The organism is Gallibacterium salpingitidis, assembly GCF_030517105.1.
In the GTDB taxonomy this organism is placed as follows: Bacteria; Pseudomonadota; Gammaproteobacteria; order Enterobacterales; family Pasteurellaceae; genus Gallibacterium; species Gallibacterium salpingitidis.
The window spans coordinates 163,305-185,074 of sequence record NZ_CP103875.1 but is presented as its reverse complement, the minus strand read 5'-3'; the positions used below and the strand labels follow the sequence as shown (position 1 = coordinate 185,074).

The window sequence follows — 21,770 nt, the reverse complement described above, 5'->3', positions numbered from 1 at the left end:
CAAAATTAGTAAAAAATTAGTGCTATTATTTTTTCTTTTCAGATAAACATAATTAACGCTGATCATTATTTAAATCTTTGTTATATTAAATCCCTTTCCTTTATTCATCCTGTTGGCAGGTTATAAGAAAGTATGCAACAGACAGATCGTCCAATTTATCAAGGCTTCAAAGATGCTCTCCCAGTATTATTAGGTTTTATCCCTTTTGGTTTGGTTTTAGGTGCACAAGGTTCAGCAAATCATATGGTAGTTTGGCAAGTGCCATTAATGACTGGCATGAATTTTGCTGGTGGTTCAGAATTCGCCGCTATTGGGTTATGGGCTTCTCCACCACCTCTATTATTGATTATGTTCACCACATTTTTAATTAATTGTCGTCATATTCTAATGAGTGCGGCTTTAACACCTTATTTAAAAGGATTACCTCTGCATAAGTGTTTACTAGTATTGTTTTTAATGTGTGATGAATGCTGGGCATTAGCACTCAATCACATCAAACAAAATTCACTACGCCAACTAAATTTACGCTATTACTTCTCTATGGCGATATCATTGTATCTCGCATGGATTATCTCTACTGGACTCGGTGCGCTATTAGGTCCTGTACTAGGTGATATTAAACAATATGGTTTCGATATGGCATTCGTTGCCGTATTTTTAGTGTTGCTGAAAGGAATGTGGACTGGTATTCGCCCTGCGTTTGCATGGATAGTTAGCCTTGTTGTTGCTGCTATTTCCTATAAATTATTTGAAGGCGCGTGGTATGTATTATTTGGTACCCTTAGTGGTTTAATCACTGCCTACTTTTTGGAGAAGCATAAATGAGTTGGGAAGTATTAACGATTTTTGCAATGGCTGCCGTTACCTATTCAACTCGTTTACTTGGCTTTTTCTTATTGCAAAAAACACAATTATCGCCAATGGCAAAAAATTTATTAGCACAAGTGCCTCCTTGTGTATTAATCGCAGTTATTGCCCCTGAATTTACCAGTAGCAATCCCGCTGATTGGATTGGTTTACTAGCCACTTTTTTAGCTGCAACACGATTTTCAGTATTACCGACAGTGGTGATCGGCATTATCGTTACCGCACTAGCTCGACATTTTATCGGATAAGGTGAGAATTAATTATTTTCCCTAATTTTAGCTAGTGTTAGAATACGCCCAATTTTTTACTTTTATTATGGATTTTTAATTATGCGTACTAGTCAATATCTATTATCAACGTTAAAAGAAACGCCAAACGATGCTGAAATTATCAGTATTCAACTTATGTTACGTGCGGGGATGATCCGCAAACTTGCTGCTGGTTTATATACTTGGTTACCAACTGGAGTCCGAGTATTAAAGAAAGTGGAAAATATTGTACGTGAAGAGATGAATAAAAGCGGTGCAATTGAGATCTCTATGCCTGTTGTACAACCAGCAGACTTATGGCAAGAATCAAAACGTTGGGAACAATATGGACCTGAATTATTACGTTTTACCGATCGTGGTGATCGACCTTTCGTGTTAGGACCAACTCACGAAGAAGTAATTACCGATCTTGCTCGTCGTGAACTCACCTCTTATAAGCAATTACCACTGAATTTATATCAAATTCAAACCAAATTCCGTGATGAAGTACGCCCTCGTTTCGGTGTGATGCGTTCACGTGAATTTATTATGAAAGATGCTTACTCATTCCATACTACCCAAGAAAGCTTGCAAGAAACCTATGATGTAATGTATCAAACTTATAGCAATATCTTTACTCGTTTAGGTTTGGATTTCCGTCCAGTACAAGCGGATACAGGTTCTATCGGTGGTAGCGCTTCACATGAATTCCAAGTATTAGCTGCCAGTGGTGAAGATGATATTGTATTCTCCACTGAATCTGATTATGCAGCCAATATTGAGTTGGCTGAAGCTGTTGCTTTAGGCGAACGTACTGCACCAACTGAAGAGTTGCGTTTAGTGGATACACCAAATGCGAAAACTATCGCTACATTGGTTGAACAATTTAATCTACCGATCGAAAAAACAGTGAAAACTTTGATTGTACATGGTGTAGAAGAGGGTAAATTAGTTGCGCTTTTAGTTCGTGGCGATCATGAACTTAATGAAGTAAAAGCGGAAAAATTAGCGCAAGTTGCTAGCCCATTAACTTTTGCTACTGAAGAAGAGATTCGCGCTGCTATCGGTGCTGGTCCAGGTTCACTTGGTCCAATTAATTTACCATTAGAAATAGTGATTGATCGCACTGTAGCCAATATGAGTGATTTTGGCGCTGGCGCTAATATTGATGGTAAACACTATTTTGGTATTAACTGGGAACGTGATTTACCAACCCCACAAATCGCAGATTTACGTAATGTTGTAGAAGGTGATCCAAGCCCTTGCGGTAAGGGAACATTGCTCATTAAACGTGGTATTGAAGTTGGGCATATTTTCCAACTTGGTAAAAAATATTCTGAAGCAATGAAAGCGACCGTTCAAGGTGAAGATGGTAAACCACAAACGATGATGATGGGTTGCTATGGTATCGGGGTTACTCGTGTCGTTGCAGCAGCAATTGAACAGAACCACGATGAACGCGGCATTATTTGGAGTGACACTATTGCGCCGTTCCAAGTTGCGATTGTGCCAATGAATATGCACAAATCACCAGCAGTGCAACAATATGCCGAAGAACTCTATCAAACCTTACAACAACAAGGTATTGAAGTGTTGTTTGATGACCGTAAAGAACGTCCAGGTGTAATGTTCGCTGATATGGAACTTATCGGTATTCCACATATGATTGTTATTGGTGAGAAAAACCTTGAAAAAGGTGAAATCGAGTATAAACACCGTCGTAGTGGTGAAAAACAAATGATCGATAGACAACAACTGGTTGGATTTATTTTAAACAAATTGAAATAATCATTGATTGTTTATAAGATGCTGAAGGCTTGATAACTTTATCAAGCCTTTTTATTTCAAAAAACGATACAGGAGGTAGAAATGTTAAAAATTGAACGTTACCGCCAAGCCACAAAAGAAGCAAAGATTACACTATTATTAGCATTACTTTATGTGATTGGTTGGTGTTTATGTGCCTATTTACCAAAAGGAACACATGGTCCTCTAGGCTTTCCTCTCTGGTTTGAACTTTCTTGCATTTATCTACCGATTTTATTCGTGGTTGTATGCTATTGGGTAATCCGTATCTTTTTCCAAGATATCCCTTTAGATAATTCTGATGATAAGGAGTAATCATGAATTTAGGTATTATTTTCCCACTTATCATCTATTTAGTTTTTATTTTTGGCGCTGCGCTTTACGCCTTTAGTAAACGCCAACAAGGAGATTTTCTAACCGAATATTATGTCGGTAACCGTTCTATGACGGGTTTTGTGCTAGCAATGACCACTGCCGCAACTTATGCCAGTGCCAGTTCTTTTGTTGGTGGGCCAGGAGCTGCCTACAAATTTGGTTTAGGTTGGGTGTTGCTATCAATGATCCAAGTACCTGTGGTCTGGCTCGCCTTAGGTACTTTAGGGAAAAAATTCGCTATGTTATCACGCGAAACTAATGCACTAACCATTAATGATCTCCTGTTCTATCGTTATAAAAATAAATACTTAGTCTGGATCGCGTGTTTTGCATTACTTATCGCTTTCTTTGCTGCAATGACAGTACAATTTATCGGTGGTGCTAGATTGTTAGAAACTACCATTGGTTTAAATTATACTTCCGCGCTTCTCATCTTTGCGGTCACTGTTGGTTTATATACCTTTATTGGTGGTTTTAGAGCCGTTGTTTTAACCGATGCTATTCAAGGTACTGTCATGATCTTCGGTACTATTTTATTACTTGGTGGCGTTATTTATGCTGCCGGTGGTGTCGAAAGTGCTGTCAATAAATTAACCGCTATTGATCCTGCGTTAGTTTCACCTTACGGACCAAATGAAATGTTAAGTTTCTCGTTTATGGCATCATTCTGGGTATTGGTCTGTTTTGGCGTGATTGGATTACCGCATACTGCTGTACGTTGTATGTCTTACAAAGATAGTAAAGCATTACATCGTGGTATGATTATCGGTACTATTGTTTTAGGAATTATTATGTTTGGTATGCATCTTGCTGGTGCATTAGGGCGAGTCATCATTCCGGATCTCACCATTCCAGATCAAGTGATCCCGGCGTTAATGGTAAAAGTCTTACCTCCTATTATTGCAGGTATTTTCTTAGCCGCACCAATGTCAGCAATTATGTCCACGATTGATGCACAATTGATTCAGTCTTCATCAATTTTTGTGAAAGATCTCTATCTTTCCGCAAAACCTGAAGCAGCGAAAAATCAAAAGAAAATCAGCCGTTTTTCTTCACTCATTACCTTGCTGCTTAGTATCTTATTAATTTTCGCGGCGCTAAATCCACCAGATATGATCATTTGGCTCAACCTTTTTGCTTTCGGAGGTTTGGAAGCTGCTTTCTTATGGGTTATCATTCTCGGTCTTTATTGGGATAAAGCCAATGCTTATGGCGCAATCGCCTCTATGGTGACGGGTTTAGGCGTATATACTGGCTTTACCACCGCTGCAATCAAACCTTTTGATTTACATGCTATCGTGCCGTCATTAGTGCTCGGACTAATAGCATTTTTAATTGCAAATAAATTTGGTGAAAAACGTATCAAGGATAATTATGGCTTGGCTACAAATTAGATTAAACAGTACAAACGAACAAGCAGAACAACTCAGTGACAGCTTAGAAGAGTTAGGTGCCGTTTCTGTCACCTTTATGGACAGTAAAGACACACCTATTTTTGAACCATTACCAGGCGAAACTCGCTTATGGGGAAATACTGATGTGATGGCATTATTTGATGCAGAAACTGATATGCAAGAAATTGTAGCTGCATTACGTGCTGAACAAATGATCAATGAAGATACTGCTTATAAAATTGAACAAATTGAAGATAAAGATTGGGAAAGAGAGTGGATGGATAACTTCCATCCGCTGAAATTTGGGCAACGTTTATGGATCTGCCCAAGTTGGCGTGAAATTCCTGATCCGACAGCTGTGAATGTGATGCTCGATCCCGGATTAGCGTTTGGTACAGGTACCCATCCTACTACTGCACTTTGTTTAGAATGGCTTGATTCCCTAGATTTACAAGGCAAAACTGTCATTGATTTTGGCTGTGGTTCTGGCATCTTAGCTATTGCTGCATTAAAACTTGGTGCAAAACAAGCAATTGGTATCGATATTGATCCACAAGCGATTCAAGCGAGTCGTGAAAATGCAAAACGCAATGGAGTTGAAGATCGTTTGCAACTTTACCTTTCTGCAGATACTCCGAAAGAGTTACAAGCTGAAGTTGTTGTGGCAAATATTCTTGCTGGTCCATTAAAAGAACTTGCACCAGTAATTACAACATTAGTGTTACCACAAGGTCATTTAGGCCTTTCTGGTATTCTCGCAACACAAAGCGAAGCCGTATCTGCCGCATATAGTGATAACTTCGCCTTAGATCCTGTAGTGGAACGTGAAGAGTGGTGTCGCATTACTGGAATAAAAGAAAAGTTCTAAGCACTTTTTATTACTTTATTACTGATAAAGCAACAATAGCACCTAATTTGGTGCTATTCAGACTGCTGACAAACCTCTAGACATACCTCTAGAGGTTTGATCTAATAGGCATATCGAAAAAAGGAAATGCCTATGCTCAAAAATACTGCCTCACCCCAATATGAAATCGAGATGATAAGTCTCGAACAACTCGTACCGAAAGACCACCTTGTCCGTAAAGTCGCTAAAGCTATCGATTTTGAATTCATTCGTGATGAAGTGGCGCATCTCTATTGCCATGACAACGGTCGCCCCGCAGTTGACCCAGTTCGTTTGTTCAAGATAATGTTACTCGGCTATCTTTTCGGTATTAAAAGCGAACGCCAGTTGGTGAAAGAGATTGAGGTCAACGTCGCTTACCGTTGGTTTTTGGGGATGAGCCTCACGGAAAAAGTGATAGATGCCAGTACCTTAAGCCAAAACCGTCTTCGCCGTTTTAATGGTACGGATGTATTTGAGCGTATTTTTACCCACATTGTTTGGCAAGCGATGGAAAAAGGCTTGGTGGGAGGTAAATATCTGTTTACTGACAGCACCCACTTGAAAGCCAGTGCCAATAAAAACAAAAAGCATAATGAAAAGCGAGCAGTTCGAGTGAGCCAATATATCGCTATGCTCAACGAAGATGTGGCAAAAGAGAGGGAAGCAAAAGGAAAAAAGCCGTTAAAGGCGAGTGAGAAAGCCGTCGAAGTCAAAGACACTAACGTGAGCAATACCGACCCTGAAAGTGGGTATATGCACCGAGATAACAAGCCCAAAGGCTTCTTCTATCTCGACCACCGCACAGTCGATGGTAAATACGGGATTATTGTAGATACCTTTGCGACGGCAGGGAATGTCAATGACAGCCAACCCTATATCGCTCGTCTTGATGCCACCACAGAACGCTTTCGGTTCAAGCCCAAAGCGGTCGGGCTTGATGCAGGCTATTTTACCGCCCCTGTTGCCGAGAGTCTTGCCCGACGAGGCATTATTGGTGTATTTGGCTATCGTCGTCCCACCAAAGGCAAGAACCGCTTACGAAAAAGTGCGTTCCGCTATGATGCCGAAACTGACAGCTACACTTGCCCCGCAGGGCAATCGCTCCGCTATAGCACCACCACCCGAGAAGGTTATCACACTTACAAATCCAACCCGACCTATTGCCAAACTTGCCCACTACGTTCACAGTGTACCCAAAACCAAAAAGCCGAACGCCTCATCACCAGGCATATTTACCAAGATGCTGTGGACAACGCCAACGCAGTGAGAATATCGAGGCAGGGCAGAAAACTCTATAAACGTCGAGCAGAAACCGTAGAGCGCAGCTTTGCGGATGCAAAACAACATCATGGACATCGCTATGCCCGTTATAGAGGGCTATCCAAAGTGCAAATGCAATGCTTCCTTGCGGCAATGGCACAAAATATCAAGAAAATTGCCCTGGTGGTATGGGCTATTTTGTCTTATTTATGGCGCCAATTTTGCTTGTTTGAGGCATGGGTAAAAAAATCAGCGAAAATGACCACTTGCCCAATTATCTGAAAGGAAAAGCAAGAGAAAAGCGACAAAGTAAAAAAACAAACCCACTTTTACCAAATGATTTTGGAAAGGTGGGTTTGTCAGCGGTCTGAATAGCACCTAATTTGGTGCTATTGTCTCTTTATTAACGTCTAATTGATCTTAAAAACGCATTAGTACGAGGGTTAGTACTATGCTCAAACAGCTGTTCTGGGGTTCCCTGCTCAATAATTTGCCCATCTCCCATTAAAATAACGTGATCAGCAACTTCACGCGCAAATTGGATTTCATGGGTAACAATGACCATCGTCCAACCCTCACTAGCTAATGACTTCATTAATGCTAACATTCCTTGTACTAATTCCGGATCAAGCGCAGAAGTAGGTTCATCAAACAACATTAGTTCAGGTTCAATGGCTAATGCACGTGCAATACCAACACGTTGTTGTTGTCCACCAGAAAGTTGAAACGGGTAAAAATCAGCTTTATCCGCTAATTCTACTCTTGCTAATAAATGACGCGCTTTGGCTTCAGCTTCTGTCTTTGGTACTTTTTGTACAACAATTAGACCTTCAGTAATATTTTCCAACGCTGTCTTATGTGGAAAAAGGTTATAGTTTTGAAAAACCATTCCGCTTTTTTTGCGTAACGCTTGAATTTTATCTTTGGTTAAAGGTTTCGCAAAATCAATTGCTAATGAACCATCATCAAATTCGATCGTACCTGCATCCGGTGTTTCCAATAAATTGAGGCAACGTAATAATGTGGTTTTTCCTGAACCTGATGCACCAAGTAATACAATCACTTCACCTTTATTTATTCGTAAATCAATGCCTTTTAACACTTGATGATCGCCAAAGGCTTTATGTAAATTTTTAATTGATAACATTTTTACCTCGCCACATAACGTTCAAAGTGTTTTTCTAACCGTTGTTGTAAATAACTCAACACTGCGCATACTACCCAATACATCAACGCTGCTTCACAATAGATCAATAAAAACTCATAGGTACGAGAAGAAATAATATTCGCTTGACGCATCATTTCCGGCACTAATACCACACTCGCTAGCGAGGTTTCTTTCACCAAACCGATAAAACTATTGGATAGTGGCGGCACTGCAACACGCAATGCCTGCGGGCTAATAATACGAAAGAAATTCTGCCAATAACTCATACCGATAGTATAGCCAGCTTCCCATTGCCCTTTTGGTACAGATAGAATCGCTGCTCGAACAGTTTCAGAGGCATAAGCGCCCGTATTCAATGAAAATGCGATAATTGCTGTTGGCAACGGATCTAATGTAATACCTACATTTGGCAGCGCATAGAAAATAATAAATAGTTGCGCTAGCAATGGCGTACCACGAATTGCTGAAATATAAAAATTCGCCATTCCATTTGCCACTCTATGCAAAATATGTTTTTGCGGCGTTACTCTAATCAACGCAATAGCTAACGCAATTAGCATTCCGACTAAGAAAGAGACAATCGTTAATGGAATGGTGAAATAAACCATTCCTTCTAACATAGGAAAAAAAGCATCAATCGCGATTGATGCTTTATTATCGTCCATCCAAGGAAGTGTACTCAAAATCGAGTGAAAAATAGCGGAGATACTCTCCGATACATTACTGCTCACTAATATCTACTCCGAAAAATTGTTTAGAAATGGCGGCTAATTTACCTTCCTTTTTCAATTCTGTTAAGGCTTGATTTAATTTTTTTAGTTTTTCCGTATCGTCTTTCCGGACAATAAATCCTGCCGTTACTGTACCTTCTTCAGGTAAATCAAATACTTGGATTTTATCATCGACTTTTAATTTCTTCTGATAATACAACACTGCAAGACGATCATTAAGAGTAAAATCGACACGTCCTTGTGCCACTAATGCCATTTCCTGTCCTAGTCCGCCTTCTACAAGTACAACTTCAGCCTGATTTTGGCGTACTAGGTCGGCAAAATTACTGGTAAATGCTAAACCACCTTTTAAGCCTTTGAGGTCTTTTACTGCACGCACATTTGGTAAACTAGAGCGTACCGCTAATGCTGCACCAGAATAACTATAAGGCAATGAACTTTGATATTTTTTACGACGTTCATCATTCATCGTCACCTGATTTACTACAGTATCGAAACGTCCGCTGTTTAATCCTGCCAATAAAGCATTCCATGCCGTTTCTTTAAATTCGATCTTTAAGCCTAATTTTTCTGCTACCGCTCTAGCGACCTCAACATCATAACCGGTTAATTTTCCTTGTTCATCGTGATAAGTAAAAGGTGGATATGTCCCTTCTGTACCAACAGTTAAAGTGTCTTTTGTCATCCACCCAGCATCATCAGCGAAAACACTTGTTGCACTGAATAAGCTTAATACGAGTAATCCTTTAACTAATTTACTAATTAACATAACCACCTCTACCTACTACTCACAAGTTCTTATTATTCAATTACTGAAACATCTTCACCAAAGAATTGATTAGATAACTCTTTTAATTTTCCTTCTTTTTTAAGTTTCTCAATTGCAGCATTAAATTTCTCAATCACAGCTTGGTTTCCTTTATTGAATACAAATCCAGATCCAACTGGTTGAGATTTATCACGTAAGATAATTTCTAAATTTGCATTTGGGTGTTTATGTAAAAAGTCTAATACTGCAAGACGATCATTTAAGGTCACATCCGCGCGATTTTGTAACACCAATTGAATTGCTTGTGCTAAACCATCAACCCCTACGATTTCTGCACCATTTTTAATCGCCAACTCCCCATAATTACTGGTAAATGATTGTGCTGATTTTAATCCTTTAATATCTTTCCAATCTTTTACTCGTGTGTCTCCTTTTCGGGCGACTACAACTGCACCTGAATAACTATATTCAGCACTCTTATCATATTTAGCTCGACGTTCCGGTGTTGTTAAACCAACTTGATTTGCTACTAAATCAAAACGATGGTTATTTAATCCAGATAACATTGCATCCCATTGTGTTTCTTTAAAATCAACCTTAACACCTAACTCTTTCGCTACTAAACGGGTCAGTTCAACATCATAACCGGTCAATTTCCCTGATTCATCATGATAGGTAAACGGAGGGTAAGTTCCCTCTGTTCCAACAACGATTGTGCCATGTTCATTAATGCGTTTTGCTAAATCTGCCGCTGCCTCTTCATTGGTTAAAGCCATTGCAGATTGTGCCACAGCAAACCCAAAAGAAATTAATAACACACTTTTTAAATAGTTTTTGATTGTTGTTTTCATTGTTTTTCCTTACAACTTGGTTTAATAGATTTGGAACAAAGTCTAGCGAGAGTCATTTAAAAATGAAAATAGCTGTTTTTCTTTATATATAACTTTTAGTTATAAAAATATTTTCCCATAATCTACTTACAGTTATTTTTTCTTTTTTATACTTAACCCTCTTTTCTGAAATAATGGAGAACCAATGAATAAAGAAATCCAAGATCTTATAAAACAAGCTGATTTGGCCATTAGTGAGGAACGTTTTGATGATTTAATGCAATTTTATACTGAAGATGCTGTATTAGTTATCAAACCGGGATTAGAAGTTCAAGGTAAAGCAGCTATTAAACAAGCCTTTAGCAAAATAGCTGCTTATTTCAAAAACAGTATCAAACCAACACAAGGCAAAATGATGATGTTAGAAACTGGCGATACTGTTTTGGTATTATCACAAACTTTTTTAAGTGCTGATAACCAAGCCACCTCAGAATATAGTATGGAACGACAAGCTACTTATGTATATCGTTACATTGATGGTAAATGGTTATGTGCCATTGATAATTCTTATGGGACATCTTTATTAGCCGAATAATGATTGAGGTTTCACCATACTAGGTGAAACCTCAATTCTACTTATCATACCCTGTTAAAAGAAAACGAAAACTGAGTTTGCCTGTTGCAGGAATACAATATTCTGGATGCACCTCTGCACCCCAACTATCATCGCCACCTACACCCATTTGCTTAGCAGCCACTGTTACTACCGTATAATGCACTGGCGGCAATTCATAGTGATGTTGTGCTTGTTCTAATTCAAATGCCGTATAAGGCAAGAAATTACACTCTAATGGTTGATCAACTGCTTTCACTTGAAAACCCGCACTCTCCATTTCGTTATAACATTTTACCCAACGAACACCAGTACGATTTCCCGTTTCTTGTGGAATACTATAAGGGGCATAGTTGTCACTAACCGTATTATGAAAGATACCCAATTTTGCTCCACTACAACGATCTTGATAATTTTCTGCTTCACCTAAAGCATACCAACTTAACTGCTGATACTCTGCATTAGTACGGAAACTCAAAGCAAAAATTGGTAAATCAGGTAGCCCTGCTTGTCCATTATATTCGCAAAGTACCTCTACCTCTCCTGACGCTAACACATGGTATGCCACCGTTACCGTAAGTTGTTCGTAAATTGGATAAATATAGGTGAATTTAACTATAACACTGCCATCTGCTAATTGCTGCCAGGTCATCTCACGACAACGTGCTGATAAACTTGCCATTAACCAATAACCCGCTTTAAAGCGTCTTGCTGTACCACGATCGTTATCTGTTGTTGCTCGCCAAAATAATGGCATTGGTGGTGTTTTAATCAGCTCTTTACCATGAAAAATTAAAGAAATTAAGCTGCCTTCTTGTCGAGAAAAAAGCACCGAGAAATGCTCTCCAGATACCCCAAGATTAATATCTCCATTAACCACTTTAAGTGCTTTCTGAGTATTCTCCGTCACATTTTTTGCAACGGCTGACTTCGTAAAAATATATTGTCCAAATGCCAATTCGCTATCTGCTTCTGCCCACAATGTTTTTTGTTTTAAATGTGCTGTTACTTGAACACAATACTCACCAGCATAACATAAATTTTGTTCCACCCAAGTTAATGGAATTTGTTGGACTGATTGTGGTGGGATAATCGCTGTAAAAGCATTGCTCTCTAGCTCTTTACCATCCAACAATAAATGTGCAACAAAGTAATAATCGTCAGTATCAATAAAGCAATTGTCATTGCGAATTAACACACTATCTTGTTGTGGCTCTAATTTTAGATTTTGATATAGATATTTAACTTCTTGCATTTTTGGTGATAGTGTCCGATCAGCAAAGACCAGACCATTACAACAGAAATTACGATCAGTCGGACGATCATTAAAATCACCACCATAAGCAAGATAATCATGCCCATAACGATCTTTCTGTAACAGACCTTGATCAATATAATCCCAAATAAAACCGCCTTGATATTGTCGATATTTTTCTAATGCAATATATTTATGCAAATTCCCATTAGAATTACCCATTGCATGGCTATATTCACAACTAATATAAGGTTTAGCTGGATTTTGTTGTAAATAGGCTTCTATTTCATCTGGTTTCGCATACATACGACTTTCCATATCACTGATCTGATCAAACTCACGACAATGGAAAACGCCTTCATAATGTACTAAACGCTTAGGATCTTGAGCACGCAAATAATTAGCGACATTTAACAACACTTCCCCTGCATAAGATTCATTACCACATGACCAAATTAAAATAGAAGGATGATTTTTATCACGCTCATACATTGATTTAGCACGATCTAGAACGATCTCTTGCCAACGCATATCGCTACCTGGAATATTCCACGATGGTTCAACTTTTCCCATTTTTTGCCACGAACCATGTGTTTCTAAATTCACCTCATCAATCACATACAATCCATATTGATCGCACAACTCATACCATAAAGTTTGATTCGGATAGTGTGAGGTTCTGACCGCATTAAAATTATTCTGTTTTAACGTTTTAATATCCCACAACATATCTTCAGCAGTAATTGCCCGACCTCGATGACAATTAAATTCATGGCGATTTACCCCTTTAAATACAATGCGTTGCCCATTTAATAACATCACGCCATCTTTCATTTCAAAACGGCGTATGCCAATTTGTTGCGGCACTACTTCCACGACTTGCTGTTGCTGATCCAAGATTTGTAGATAGAGTTGATATAAATAAGGTGCTTCAGCATTCCATAAAATCGGTTGTGCTAGCGGTAAGCAAAGTGATACTTGATCAGCGGTTAATGTTTGTTGTGTTGCAGCGACCGTTACACCATTGGCATCAACTAAAGTGGCAACAACAGTTTTCTCTGTTGCTGGTTCAGCTGCTCGTAATGTGCCACTAATCTTTAATTCTGCATAATCTAAGGTTGCAGGAATTTCTGTAGTAACGGCAACATCATACAGATGAATTTTAGGAATCGTGTATAAATAGACATCACGAAAAATACCAGAAAAGCGCCAAAAATCCTGATCTTCGAGCCAGCTTCCTGTACTACGTTGATAAACCGCCACCGCAAGTTTATTCTCACCATCCTTTAAAAATGGTGTTAAATAGAATTCTGCCGGCGTAAAAGAATCTTCGCTATAACCAACAAATTCACCATTCAACCAAACGAAGAAGGCTGTTTCGACACCTTGAAATGAAATAAAGAGCTCTTGTGATTGCCATTGTTGTGGTACATAAAAATATTTCACATAACTACCCACACTATTATCATCAACAGGAATGGCTGGTGGACGAATATCAGCTTTACCATCCCAAGGATACATCGTATTTACATAATGCGGTTTCACAAAACCTTGCAATTGAATATGTCCTGGGACACGAATAGTCTGCCAACTACGATTATCATAATCCATTTGATAGAACTGCTGCGGTTGTTGTTGTGGATTCTTTGCATAATGAAAAAACCAATCACCATTTAATGAATAACGCATTGGCATTTCTGCTTTACATTGTGCTTCCGCCAACGTAGCGTAATAGTGATGATCTGAATGAGCTGCAAGTCGATTTACTGAAAAAATTGCTGGATCTGATAACCATTGTAAACGAGGTTGTAAACTACACATAAATATTCCTTTATTCCGTTGTTATGCGCCAATCATAAGAGAGTTTTAAGCAATAAAATCATTACTCTTTATTCTTTTTTTAGCAATCAGCTTTGATCAATTTTCGATTTTAATCATAAAATTTTTACATTGTTTAAACTTTCAGCGAATTAAGTCGAAAAAAAGTACATTTTTTCTTCGTTAGATCGCATTTAGTGCTTCACTATTGCAGTAAAAGTGCGTATTATAAGCGACCGTTTCAGTCCCAAAGACTGGCGATTTTGTCATCATCAATTCACCCAAAAAAGAGCAAAAACGATAAGGTAGTTATAGGTAATAAAACGTGCAGATTGGTCAATTTAATTTGAAAAATCCTGTTATTTTAGCACCTATGGCAGGGATTACTGATCTTCCTTTCCGACGTATTTGTTCACAATATGGCGCGGCATTAACTTTTTCAGAAATGATGTCCACGAACCCTGATGTATGGCATACCGAAAAATCTAAATTACGCTTAGCTCATCATCCTCAAATTGGTATCAATGCGGTACAAATTGCCGGCAGTGATCCAGATGAAATGGCGCAAGCAGCACAGGTTAATGTCGGTTACGGCGCAGAAATCATTGATATTAATATGGGATGTCCTGCCAAGAAAGTGAACAAGAAATTGGCTGGGTCGGCTCTATTACAATATCCAGATCTAGTCGCTAAGATTTTAAAAGCAGTGGTAAATGCAGTCGATGTTCCCGTAACGTTAAAAATAAGAACTGGTTGGGATCTACAACATCGTAATTGCAGTTTGATTGCCAAAATAGCTGAAGATGCAGGTATTCAAGCGCTCACCATTCATGGGAGAACACGGGCCTGTTTATTCAATGGCCATGCAGAATATGACAGTATTAAAGCAGTCAAACAAGCAGTATCAATTCCTGTTATTGCCAATGGAGATATTGATTCTGCCAGCAAAGCTCAAGAAGTCTTAGATTACACAGGTGCTGACGCCGTTATGCTTGGGCGAGGGGCCTTAGGAAACCCATGGATTTTTCGAGAAATTACCGAATTATTAGAGCAGAACAGAACTAGTTCAGAGATACCATTTTCTGAAAAGAAAGCGTTAATTTTGCAACATATAGCCAACTTGCACCAGTTTTATGGTACAGAAAAAGGTTATCGCATTGCACGAAAACATGTTGCCTGGTATATCGACCGTTTTGGTTCATACTCTGATTTTAAGCGAGCTTTTAATGCATTGACTGATCCTAATGATCAATTAGATGCGTTAGAGGAATTTTTGTGTTCAATCCGACTTATGTCGTAATCATAATAAAGTAGATAAAGGGAAAAAATGTTCGAACAACGTAGCACTGCCGAAGCATTAACAGTCTCAACGTTAAATGCGCAAGCTCAAGTAACTAATAAACCATTACGTGATTCTGTAAAACAAGCATTAAAAAACTATTTAGCACAACTAAATGGACAAGATGTGAATGATCTTTATGAATTAGTATTAGCAGAAGTTGAGCATCCGATGTTGGATATGGTTATGCAATATACTCGCGGTAACCAAACTCGTGCTGCAACTATGTTGGGCATCAACCGTGGTACCTTACGCAAAAAATTAAAAAAATATGGTATGGGCTGATTAGAAACTTTCTCTTAAGAGAATTATTATTGCTCCCAAATTATACTTTATTTGGGAGCAATTTTTTTGTTGTTCTTAATAGGAAATTTTTACTGTATCCATTATTCTACCGTCATTCTCTCCTTATTCTTTTCAAGAATTGCTGTACCAATTCCTTTTACTTCAGTTAGCTGTTCAATAGCGGTAAAAGCACCATGTTGTTCACGATACTCCACAATTGCTTGTGCTTTTTTCGCTCCAATACCAACTAAGCCTTTTTGCAATTGCTCCGCCGTAGCAGTATTTAAATTTACCTTATCACTTTGTACTGCCACAGGCTGTACTTGCTCTGGTGAATTTGTTGTTTCTGTTGCTGCGATGGACAACGGCGATAACAACATAGATAAAGAACCACAAACTAACAATAAAAAATGCTTTAGCTTCATAAATTACCTCATCAATTAATAACCATAGAATGTCATTTGTTATGACAATTGCATTGTGAGTAAAAAAGCAACCTAAGACGAATTAATGAGATAAAAAATGGAATCGAGATCGCAGAAATAGATTTAAATCAATAACGCTCCATCCAATAAAGGTACTATTGGATGGAGTAGAAAAGATTAAATAATTATTTTTTACACTGATTATCAAGGAATTGCACTGCTAAATCTGGAAAATCAGTAAATAAACCTGTTGCTCCAGCTTTGTTATACAACGCATCATACATCTCATTCACGTCTTTCATATATTTAGGTAAAGCATCTTTCCGTACAGTATAAGGATGTAATTCTAATTTTTGTGCAGCAATATCTTGTACCATTGGCGTATATTTAATATTACCCACTGTTGATTTTTCATCATCAACTAACATATACCAACCTGGCCCAACACCATCAGCATATTTCGCTACTTCTGCCATAGCACCTGGTTTAAACATCCAATCATAACTATAATTTACCCATTGACCTTGAGCATTTTTCTCTTCTGTTTCATGCCAATCAGTGTAAGCAACTAACTGAACTAATTTTAGATCCATGCCTAATTTAGGTTCTAACTCCGTTTTAATACGTTTTAATTCATTAAAATCAAAAGTTTGAAGATAGACAAGATCATTCTTATTTGTATATCCATATTTTTTCAATACTTTCAATGTTGCTAAGGCAATATCTTTACCTTCTTGATGATGTAACCAAGGTGCTTTGATTTCTGGATAAATACCAATCTTCTTACCTGTCGACTTTTCTAAGCCTTGAATAAATTCAATTTCCTCTTCAAAAGTATGAATTTTGAAATTGGATTTCCACATTGGGAAGCGATTTGGATAAACTTGTACTTGTTTACCATTCTCGTTTTTGAAATTTTCAGTCATATTCAAACTTTTAATTTCTGCCAAGGTAAAATCCATCACATAATATTTTCCATCTTTACGATGACGTTTTGGGAATTTTTTTGCTACATCTGTTAAACCATCTAAAAAGTGATCGTGAATTACTACAAGATGGTTATCCTTCGTCATTACCAGATCTTGCTCTAAATAATCTGCTTTTTGCCCAAAAGCTAATGCCTTAGACTCTAAAGTATGTTCTGGAATATAACCACTAGCTCCACGATGCGCTATAACCAACTTTTTATCGCAAGATAATGTTTGATTTGTTGACTGTGTAGCACAACCAGCCAGTAAACCTGCACTCATTAACGCAACTACAAGATATTTTAACTTCATATAAGTTCTCCTTTAATTGATAAACAATGGATACAAAAAAGGCGATAAACCAGGTTATCGCCTTATAAAAATTAGTTACCGTAACGATCTTCTTTAGCTATCTTCGCTTTATGTTTGCCTTCTTCCATCATCGTAATCAACATTAGTACACAAGCTAATACTGAACCACCTACCATAACGTAGAAACCACCGTCCCAGCCGTAAGTATCAGATGCCCAACCTACAACCGCACTTGCTGCAACTGTACCACCAAGATAACCAAATAATCCTGTGAAACCTGCTGATGTACCAGCTGCCTTTTTCGGCGCTAATTCTAATGCGTGCAACCCGATAAGCATAACAGGACCATAAATTAAGAAACCAATAGTCGTCATCAAGATAAAGTCAGTTAATTGATATGGGTTTTTATACCAAGGTAAATTCGCATATTGTGCTAATTCTTCTTGTGGTGTTGCTGGATTTAACCAAAATACAATAACTGCAATAGTTACTAACACCATAAACACGAAACCAGTTAAACCACGTTTACCCTTAAACACTTTGTCAGATACCCAACCACAAAGTAATGTACCTGGAATCGCAGCAAATTCATAAATCGCATATGCAGATGCTGTACCTTTAATATCAAAATGTTTTACTTCACCAAGATAAACTGGTGACCATTTCAAAATACCGTAACGAATGAGGTAAACAAACACGTTAGCAATTGCGATGTACCAAAGTAAGCGATTTTTCAACACATAAGTAATAAAAATATCTCTGGTACTAAGATTATGTTCATAGGTTTTTTCATTATAATCTTCAGGATAATCGTTTTTATATTTTTCGATTGGCGGTAAACCACAAGATTGCGGTGTATCTTTCATCACAAAGAAAATAATTACTGCAGCTATCATTGCAGCAATACCTGGATAATATAATGCTTCTTGCCACACATGACCAAAGGTTACTTTAGCAACTTCTGGATGATTTGCCGCATAAATTGAACTAGCAACACCAACTAACACTGCTGGAACCATACCACCTACATTATGTGCGGTATTCCAAATAGACACGATTGTTCCACGTTCTTTCTTTGACCACCAATGTACCATTGTACGACCACAAGGAGGCCATCCCATCCCTTGGAACCAACCATTAAGGAACAAAATCACAAACATAATGAGAATGCCTGATGTTGCCCATGGAATTAACCCCATTAATGTCATACACAATCCAGATAATGCTAAACCAAATGGTAAGAACATTTTCGGATTAGAACGGTCAGAAACGGCTGCCATAAAGAATTTAGACAAACCATACGCCAAACCCGGTGCGATACCGATAATACCAAGTTCGGTTTTGGTGTACATCCCAGCTTCAATTAATCCTTTTTGCGCTAAATCGAAATTACTACGCACAAAATAATATGCTGCATAACCAAAGAAAATACCAAAAAATACTTGCCAACGTAAGCGACGATACGTTGGATCAATTTGATCTTCTGGAAGCATAGGCTTCTCAGGAGCAGGTTTCAAAAAACCAAACATAGAATCCTCCAAATTTTTTTATAATAAACACTTAAAAGAGTTCGTGTGTAAAATAGCACAAAACCATATTATTGTTGTGTGTATAATTTATTATTTGTGAGCGTTATCACAAAGAATTTTTAATTTTTTATTTTTATATAGAGCATTTCCACCAAAAATAAACAAAAAACACTCAAAATAAGAGCTGAAGTAAGCGTTTCAGTAAAATTTTTAGTGGAAAATGATAATTTGTGAGCGAATAAAACAAAGTGAGATAGAAATAGAGCAAAAAAATAGGCTAAATATCATTTAGCCTACTTAAAATTTAAAAAGAATCATTTTAAAGTTTTAGCCAACTGTAACAAATACTGCTTAAACTCTTCACCTAACTTTGGATGATGTAAGCTATGCTCAACGAATGCCTGCATATAACCAATTTTATCACCACAGTCAAAAGTTCTACCTTTCATAGTAAAGGCTTCAACTGTTTCTTGCTTAATGAGTAAATCAATTGCATCAGTTAATTGAATTTCATCTCCTACACCGACAGGTGTTCTTGCTAATAGATCCCAAATTGCTGCTGAAAATACGTAACGCCCCACTACAGCATAATTCGATGGTGCGGTTTCTACACTTGGTTTCTCAACAATATTACGAATCACTGCATTTTCATGTGTATTTAAATCAACATCTGCGCAATCTACAATCCCATAGCTAGAAACTTCTTCCTTAGCAACTGGTGCCACCATAATTTGGCTAGCTTTGGTTTCATTGAAACGCTTAATCATTGCAGCTAAATTTTCTGTTTTCTGATCAGCAGTAAATTCTGCCAAAATTACATCAGGTAGCACTACCGCAAAAGGTTCATTTCCTACCAAAGCGCGACCACATAACACCGCATGACCCAAGCCTTTAGCGTAACCTTGGCGTACGTGCATAATGGTTACATCTTTTGGACAAATCGAACGCACTTCTTCCAACAATTGACGTTTTACCCGTTTTTCCAACATTGTTTCCAATTCAAACGAGGTATCAAAATGGTTTTCGATAGCATTTTTTGAAGAATGCGTTACTAAAACAATCTCTTTAATACCTGCAGCAACACATTCATTCACGATATATTGAATCAATGGTTTATCTGCAATAGTCAACATCTCTTTTGGAATGGCTTTCGTCGCCGGCAACATTCTTGTTCCTAAACCAGCAACAGGGATAATTGCTTTCATTATTATTCCTTTTCTCTCTAAAAATCAGATAACAATAACCGCACAATGATGTGCGGTTACCTTTATATCTCCCATAATGGGAAAAAACGTTATTGACGTAATAATGCTAATACTTCAGCTGTTTTCTCTTCCATCAAGGATTTATCACCGCGTGTTTCTAAATTCAAACGTACCACAGGCTCTGTATTAGAAGAACGCAAATTGAAACGCCAATCTGGATATTCAATGCTGATACCATCTAAATCACTTACGCTAACTGCATTTGGTGCATAAGCATTTTTCACACGTTCAATTGCAACTTTTGCATCTGCCAATTTACTATTAATTTCACCTGGAGATGGGAAAGTTTCTACACTATTACCCACTAATTCACCTAATGATTTACCTGTAGTGCAAAGTAATTCTGTTACTAATAGCCAAGGAATCATACCGCTATCACAATAGAAGAAATCACGGAAATAATGGTGAGCACTCATTTCACCACCATAAACCGCATCTACACTACGCATTTTCTCTTTAATGAATGAGTGACCAGATTTAGACATTACTGCTTCACCACCATTTTCTGCCACGATTTTTTCTGTATTCCAAATTAAACGTGGATCATAAATGATTTTCGCGCCTGGAATCTTTTGTAAGAATGCTTGAGCAAGCAAACCAACAATGTAGTACCCCTCAATGAATTCTCCTTTTTCATCAAAAAGGAAACAACGGTCAAAGTCACCATCAAAAGCAATTCCCATATCTGCTTTATTTTTTAATACTGCATCAATGGTGTCTTGACGGTTTTCATGTAATAACGGATTAGGAATACCATTAGGGAAAGTACCATCTGGATTGTTATGCACTTTTACAAACTCAATTGGTACATTTTTTTGTTTAAATACAGCTTCGATTTTATCAATAATCGGACCTGCTGCACCATTACCTGAATTAATCACTAATTTAAGCGGTTTTAATTTACTTAAATCAATATAAGAAAGTAAGTGAGCAACATAATCATCAACAACAGAAATTTGTTTATATTGACCTCTCTTAGTGACTTCAGGGAAGTTATTTTCTTCTGCTAGACGTTGAATATCCTTCAACCCTGTATCACCACTAATAGGGCGAGAACCTTCGCGCACTAATTTCAAGCCATTGTAATCCATTGGGTTATGACTTGCTGTCACTTCAATTCCGCCATCGGTCTTTAAAAATGAGGTCGCAAAATAGATCTCTTCTGTTCCAGTTTGCCCAAGATCAATAACATCTACTCCTGAGTCCAATAAACCATTTGCTACGGCACTTTTTAACTCTTTACTTGTCAGGCGAACATCACCACCTACAACAATACTTTTAGGTTTTAAAAATTGCCCAAAAGCACGCCCAATTCGATAAGCAATATCTGCATTTAGCTCATCGCCTAATTTTCCACGAATATCATAGGCTTTAAAGCAGGTTATTTTCTCCATGTTTTACCTCATTTTTTGTTGTCAAAATTATTCTTTATTTTGTTGTTCTTTTGCTTTCGCTTCTTTTACCTTGTGGTAAATTTCCTCACGATAAATAGCAACATCCTTTGGTGCATCAACGCCAATTTTGACTTGATTTCCTCGAATTTCTAACACACTGATCGTAATATCATCACCGATTAATAATTTCTCATCCATTTTTCGAGTTAGAATTAACATAATTCACTCCT

General features: G+C 37.8%; 21 protein-coding genes. 10 read left to right on the top strand and 11 right to left on the bottom strand.

The features are described 5' to 3' along the window. Window positions 1–132 precede the first annotated feature (132 nt). The 7 genes from NYR30_RS00920 to NYR30_RS00890 all read left to right on the top strand — a co-directional run bounded on the left by NYR30_RS00920 (window position 133) and on the right by NYR30_RS00890 (window position 7,121). Window positions 133–825, top strand: a complete 693-nt coding sequence (locus NYR30_RS00920; protein ID WP_302501563.1) for an AzlC family ABC transporter permease — start codon at window positions 133–135, stop codon at window positions 823–825. Continuing rightward, window positions 822–1,115, top strand: a complete 294-nt coding sequence (locus tag NYR30_RS00915; protein ID WP_066106869.1) for an AzlD family protein — start codon at window positions 822–824, stop codon at window positions 1,113–1,115. Before NYR30_RS00920 ends, NYR30_RS00915 begins: the two co-directional genes overlap by 4 nt. 81 nt (window positions 1,116–1,196) lie before the next feature. Then, window positions 1,197–2,903: a proline--tRNA ligase gene (proS, locus tag NYR30_RS00910; protein ID WP_066106866.1), complete on the top strand. Its 1,707-nt coding sequence runs from the start codon at window positions 1,197–1,199 to the stop codon at window positions 2,901–2,903. 81 nt (window positions 2,904–2,984) lie between these two features. Next, entirely contained in the window at window positions 2,985–3,236 is a 252-nt protein-coding gene (locus NYR30_RS00905) for a YhdT family protein (protein WP_066106863.1), read from the top strand. A 2-nt stretch (window positions 3,237–3,238) separates the two neighbouring features. Next, complete coding sequence (gene panF, locus NYR30_RS00900) at window positions 3,239–4,690, top strand: sodium/pantothenate symporter (RefSeq protein WP_302501561.1); 1,452 nt, start codon at window positions 3,239–3,241, stop codon at window positions 4,688–4,690. After that, window positions 4,671–5,558 (top strand): 50S ribosomal protein L11 methyltransferase, encoded by an 888-nt coding sequence (gene prmA, locus NYR30_RS00895; protein ID WP_066106857.1) that lies wholly within the window; start codon window positions 4,671–4,673, stop codon window positions 5,556–5,558. Before panF ends, prmA begins: the two co-directional genes overlap by 20 nt. 132 nt (window positions 5,559–5,690) lie before the next feature. Continuing rightward, window positions 5,691–7,121, top strand: coding sequence for an IS1182 family transposase (locus NYR30_RS00890; protein WP_302501559.1), 1,431 nt, complete (start codon window positions 5,691–5,693; stop codon window positions 7,119–7,121). Between the two features lie 121 nt (window positions 7,122–7,242). Here NYR30_RS00890 and NYR30_RS00885 read toward each other — a convergent pair whose 3' ends face one another. From NYR30_RS00885 to NYR30_RS00870, 4 genes are read right to left on the bottom strand one after another with little or no spacing between them, the layout of a single operon-like run. Continuing rightward, complete coding sequence (locus NYR30_RS00885; protein WP_066106854.1) at window positions 7,243–7,986, bottom strand: amino acid ABC transporter ATP-binding protein; 744 nt, start codon at window positions 7,984–7,986, stop codon at window positions 7,243–7,245. A gap of 2 nt (window positions 7,987–7,988) precedes the next feature. Then, complete coding sequence (locus tag NYR30_RS00880) at window positions 7,989–8,705, bottom strand: amino acid ABC transporter permease (protein WP_197496263.1); 717 nt, start codon at window positions 8,703–8,705, stop codon at window positions 7,989–7,991. Window positions 8,706–8,727: 22 nt separating this feature from the next. After that, window positions 8,728–9,507 (bottom strand): transporter substrate-binding domain-containing protein, encoded by a 780-nt coding sequence (locus tag NYR30_RS00875; protein WP_302501557.1) that lies wholly within the window; start codon window positions 9,505–9,507, stop codon window positions 8,728–8,730. Window positions 9,508–9,539: 32 nt separating this feature from the next. Continuing rightward, complete coding sequence (locus NYR30_RS00870) at window positions 9,540–10,358, bottom strand: transporter substrate-binding domain-containing protein (protein WP_302501556.1); 819 nt, start codon at window positions 10,356–10,358, stop codon at window positions 9,540–9,542. Between the two features lie 184 nt (window positions 10,359–10,542). On the opposite strand from NYR30_RS00870, the gene NYR30_RS00865 reads away from it, so the two are divergent. Next, a complete protein-coding gene (locus tag NYR30_RS00865; RefSeq protein ID WP_302501554.1) occupies window positions 10,543–10,932 on the top strand; it encodes a YybH family protein in 390 nt (129 codons plus the stop codon). 37 nt (window positions 10,933–10,969) lie between these two features. On the opposite strand, the gene lacZ is transcribed toward NYR30_RS00865, so the two are convergent. Further along, on the bottom strand, window positions 10,970–14,026 hold the full coding sequence (gene lacZ, locus NYR30_RS00860; RefSeq protein WP_302501552.1) for a beta-galactosidase, LacZ type: 3,057 nt from the start codon (window positions 14,024–14,026) through the stop codon (window positions 10,970–10,972). A gap of 322 nt (window positions 14,027–14,348) precedes the next feature. Here lacZ and dusB point away from each other — a divergent pair, with 322 nt between their 5' ends. Together dusB and fis are read left to right on the top strand one after the other, a co-directional pair. After that, window positions 14,349–15,323: a tRNA dihydrouridine synthase DusB gene (gene dusB, locus NYR30_RS00855; protein WP_066111142.1), complete on the top strand. Its 975-nt coding sequence runs from the start codon at window positions 14,349–14,351 to the stop codon at window positions 15,321–15,323. 27 nt (window positions 15,324–15,350) lie between these two features. Further along, window positions 15,351–15,647: a DNA-binding transcriptional regulator Fis gene (gene fis / locus NYR30_RS00850; RefSeq protein WP_065234168.1), complete on the top strand. Its 297-nt coding sequence runs from the start codon at window positions 15,351–15,353 to the stop codon at window positions 15,645–15,647. Window positions 15,648–15,748: 101 nt separating this feature from the next. On the opposite strand, the gene NYR30_RS00845 is transcribed toward fis, so the two are convergent. The 6 genes from NYR30_RS00845 to csrA all read right to left on the bottom strand — a co-directional run bounded on the left by NYR30_RS00845 (window position 15,749) and on the right by csrA (window position 21,759). Next, a complete protein-coding gene (locus tag NYR30_RS00845; RefSeq protein WP_066111144.1) occupies window positions 15,749–16,072 on the bottom strand; it encodes a ComEA family DNA-binding protein in 324 nt (107 codons plus the stop codon). Between the two features lie 185 nt (window positions 16,073–16,257). After that, on the bottom strand, window positions 16,258–17,352 hold the full coding sequence (gene glpQ, locus NYR30_RS00840) for a glycerophosphodiester phosphodiesterase (protein ID WP_066111146.1): 1,095 nt from the start codon (window positions 17,350–17,352) through the stop codon (window positions 16,258–16,260). A 71-nt stretch (window positions 17,353–17,423) separates the two neighbouring features. Then, entirely contained in the window at window positions 17,424–18,881 is a 1,458-nt protein-coding gene (glpT, locus tag NYR30_RS00835; RefSeq protein WP_066111148.1) for a glycerol-3-phosphate transporter, read from the bottom strand. 314 nt (window positions 18,882–19,195) lie between these two features. After that, complete coding sequence (gene galU / locus NYR30_RS00830; protein WP_066111150.1) at window positions 19,196–20,086, bottom strand: UTP--glucose-1-phosphate uridylyltransferase GalU; 891 nt, start codon at window positions 20,084–20,086, stop codon at window positions 19,196–19,198. Between the two features lie 89 nt (window positions 20,087–20,175). Further along, a complete protein-coding gene (locus NYR30_RS00825) occupies window positions 20,176–21,540 on the bottom strand; it encodes a phosphohexomutase domain-containing protein (protein ID WP_066111152.1) in 1,365 nt (454 codons plus the stop codon). Window positions 21,541–21,567: 27 nt separating this feature from the next. Beyond that, on the bottom strand, window positions 21,568–21,759 hold the full coding sequence (gene csrA / locus NYR30_RS00820; protein WP_066106811.1) for a carbon storage regulator CsrA: 192 nt from the start codon (window positions 21,757–21,759) through the stop codon (window positions 21,568–21,570). Window positions 21,760–21,770 lie beyond the last annotated feature (11 nt).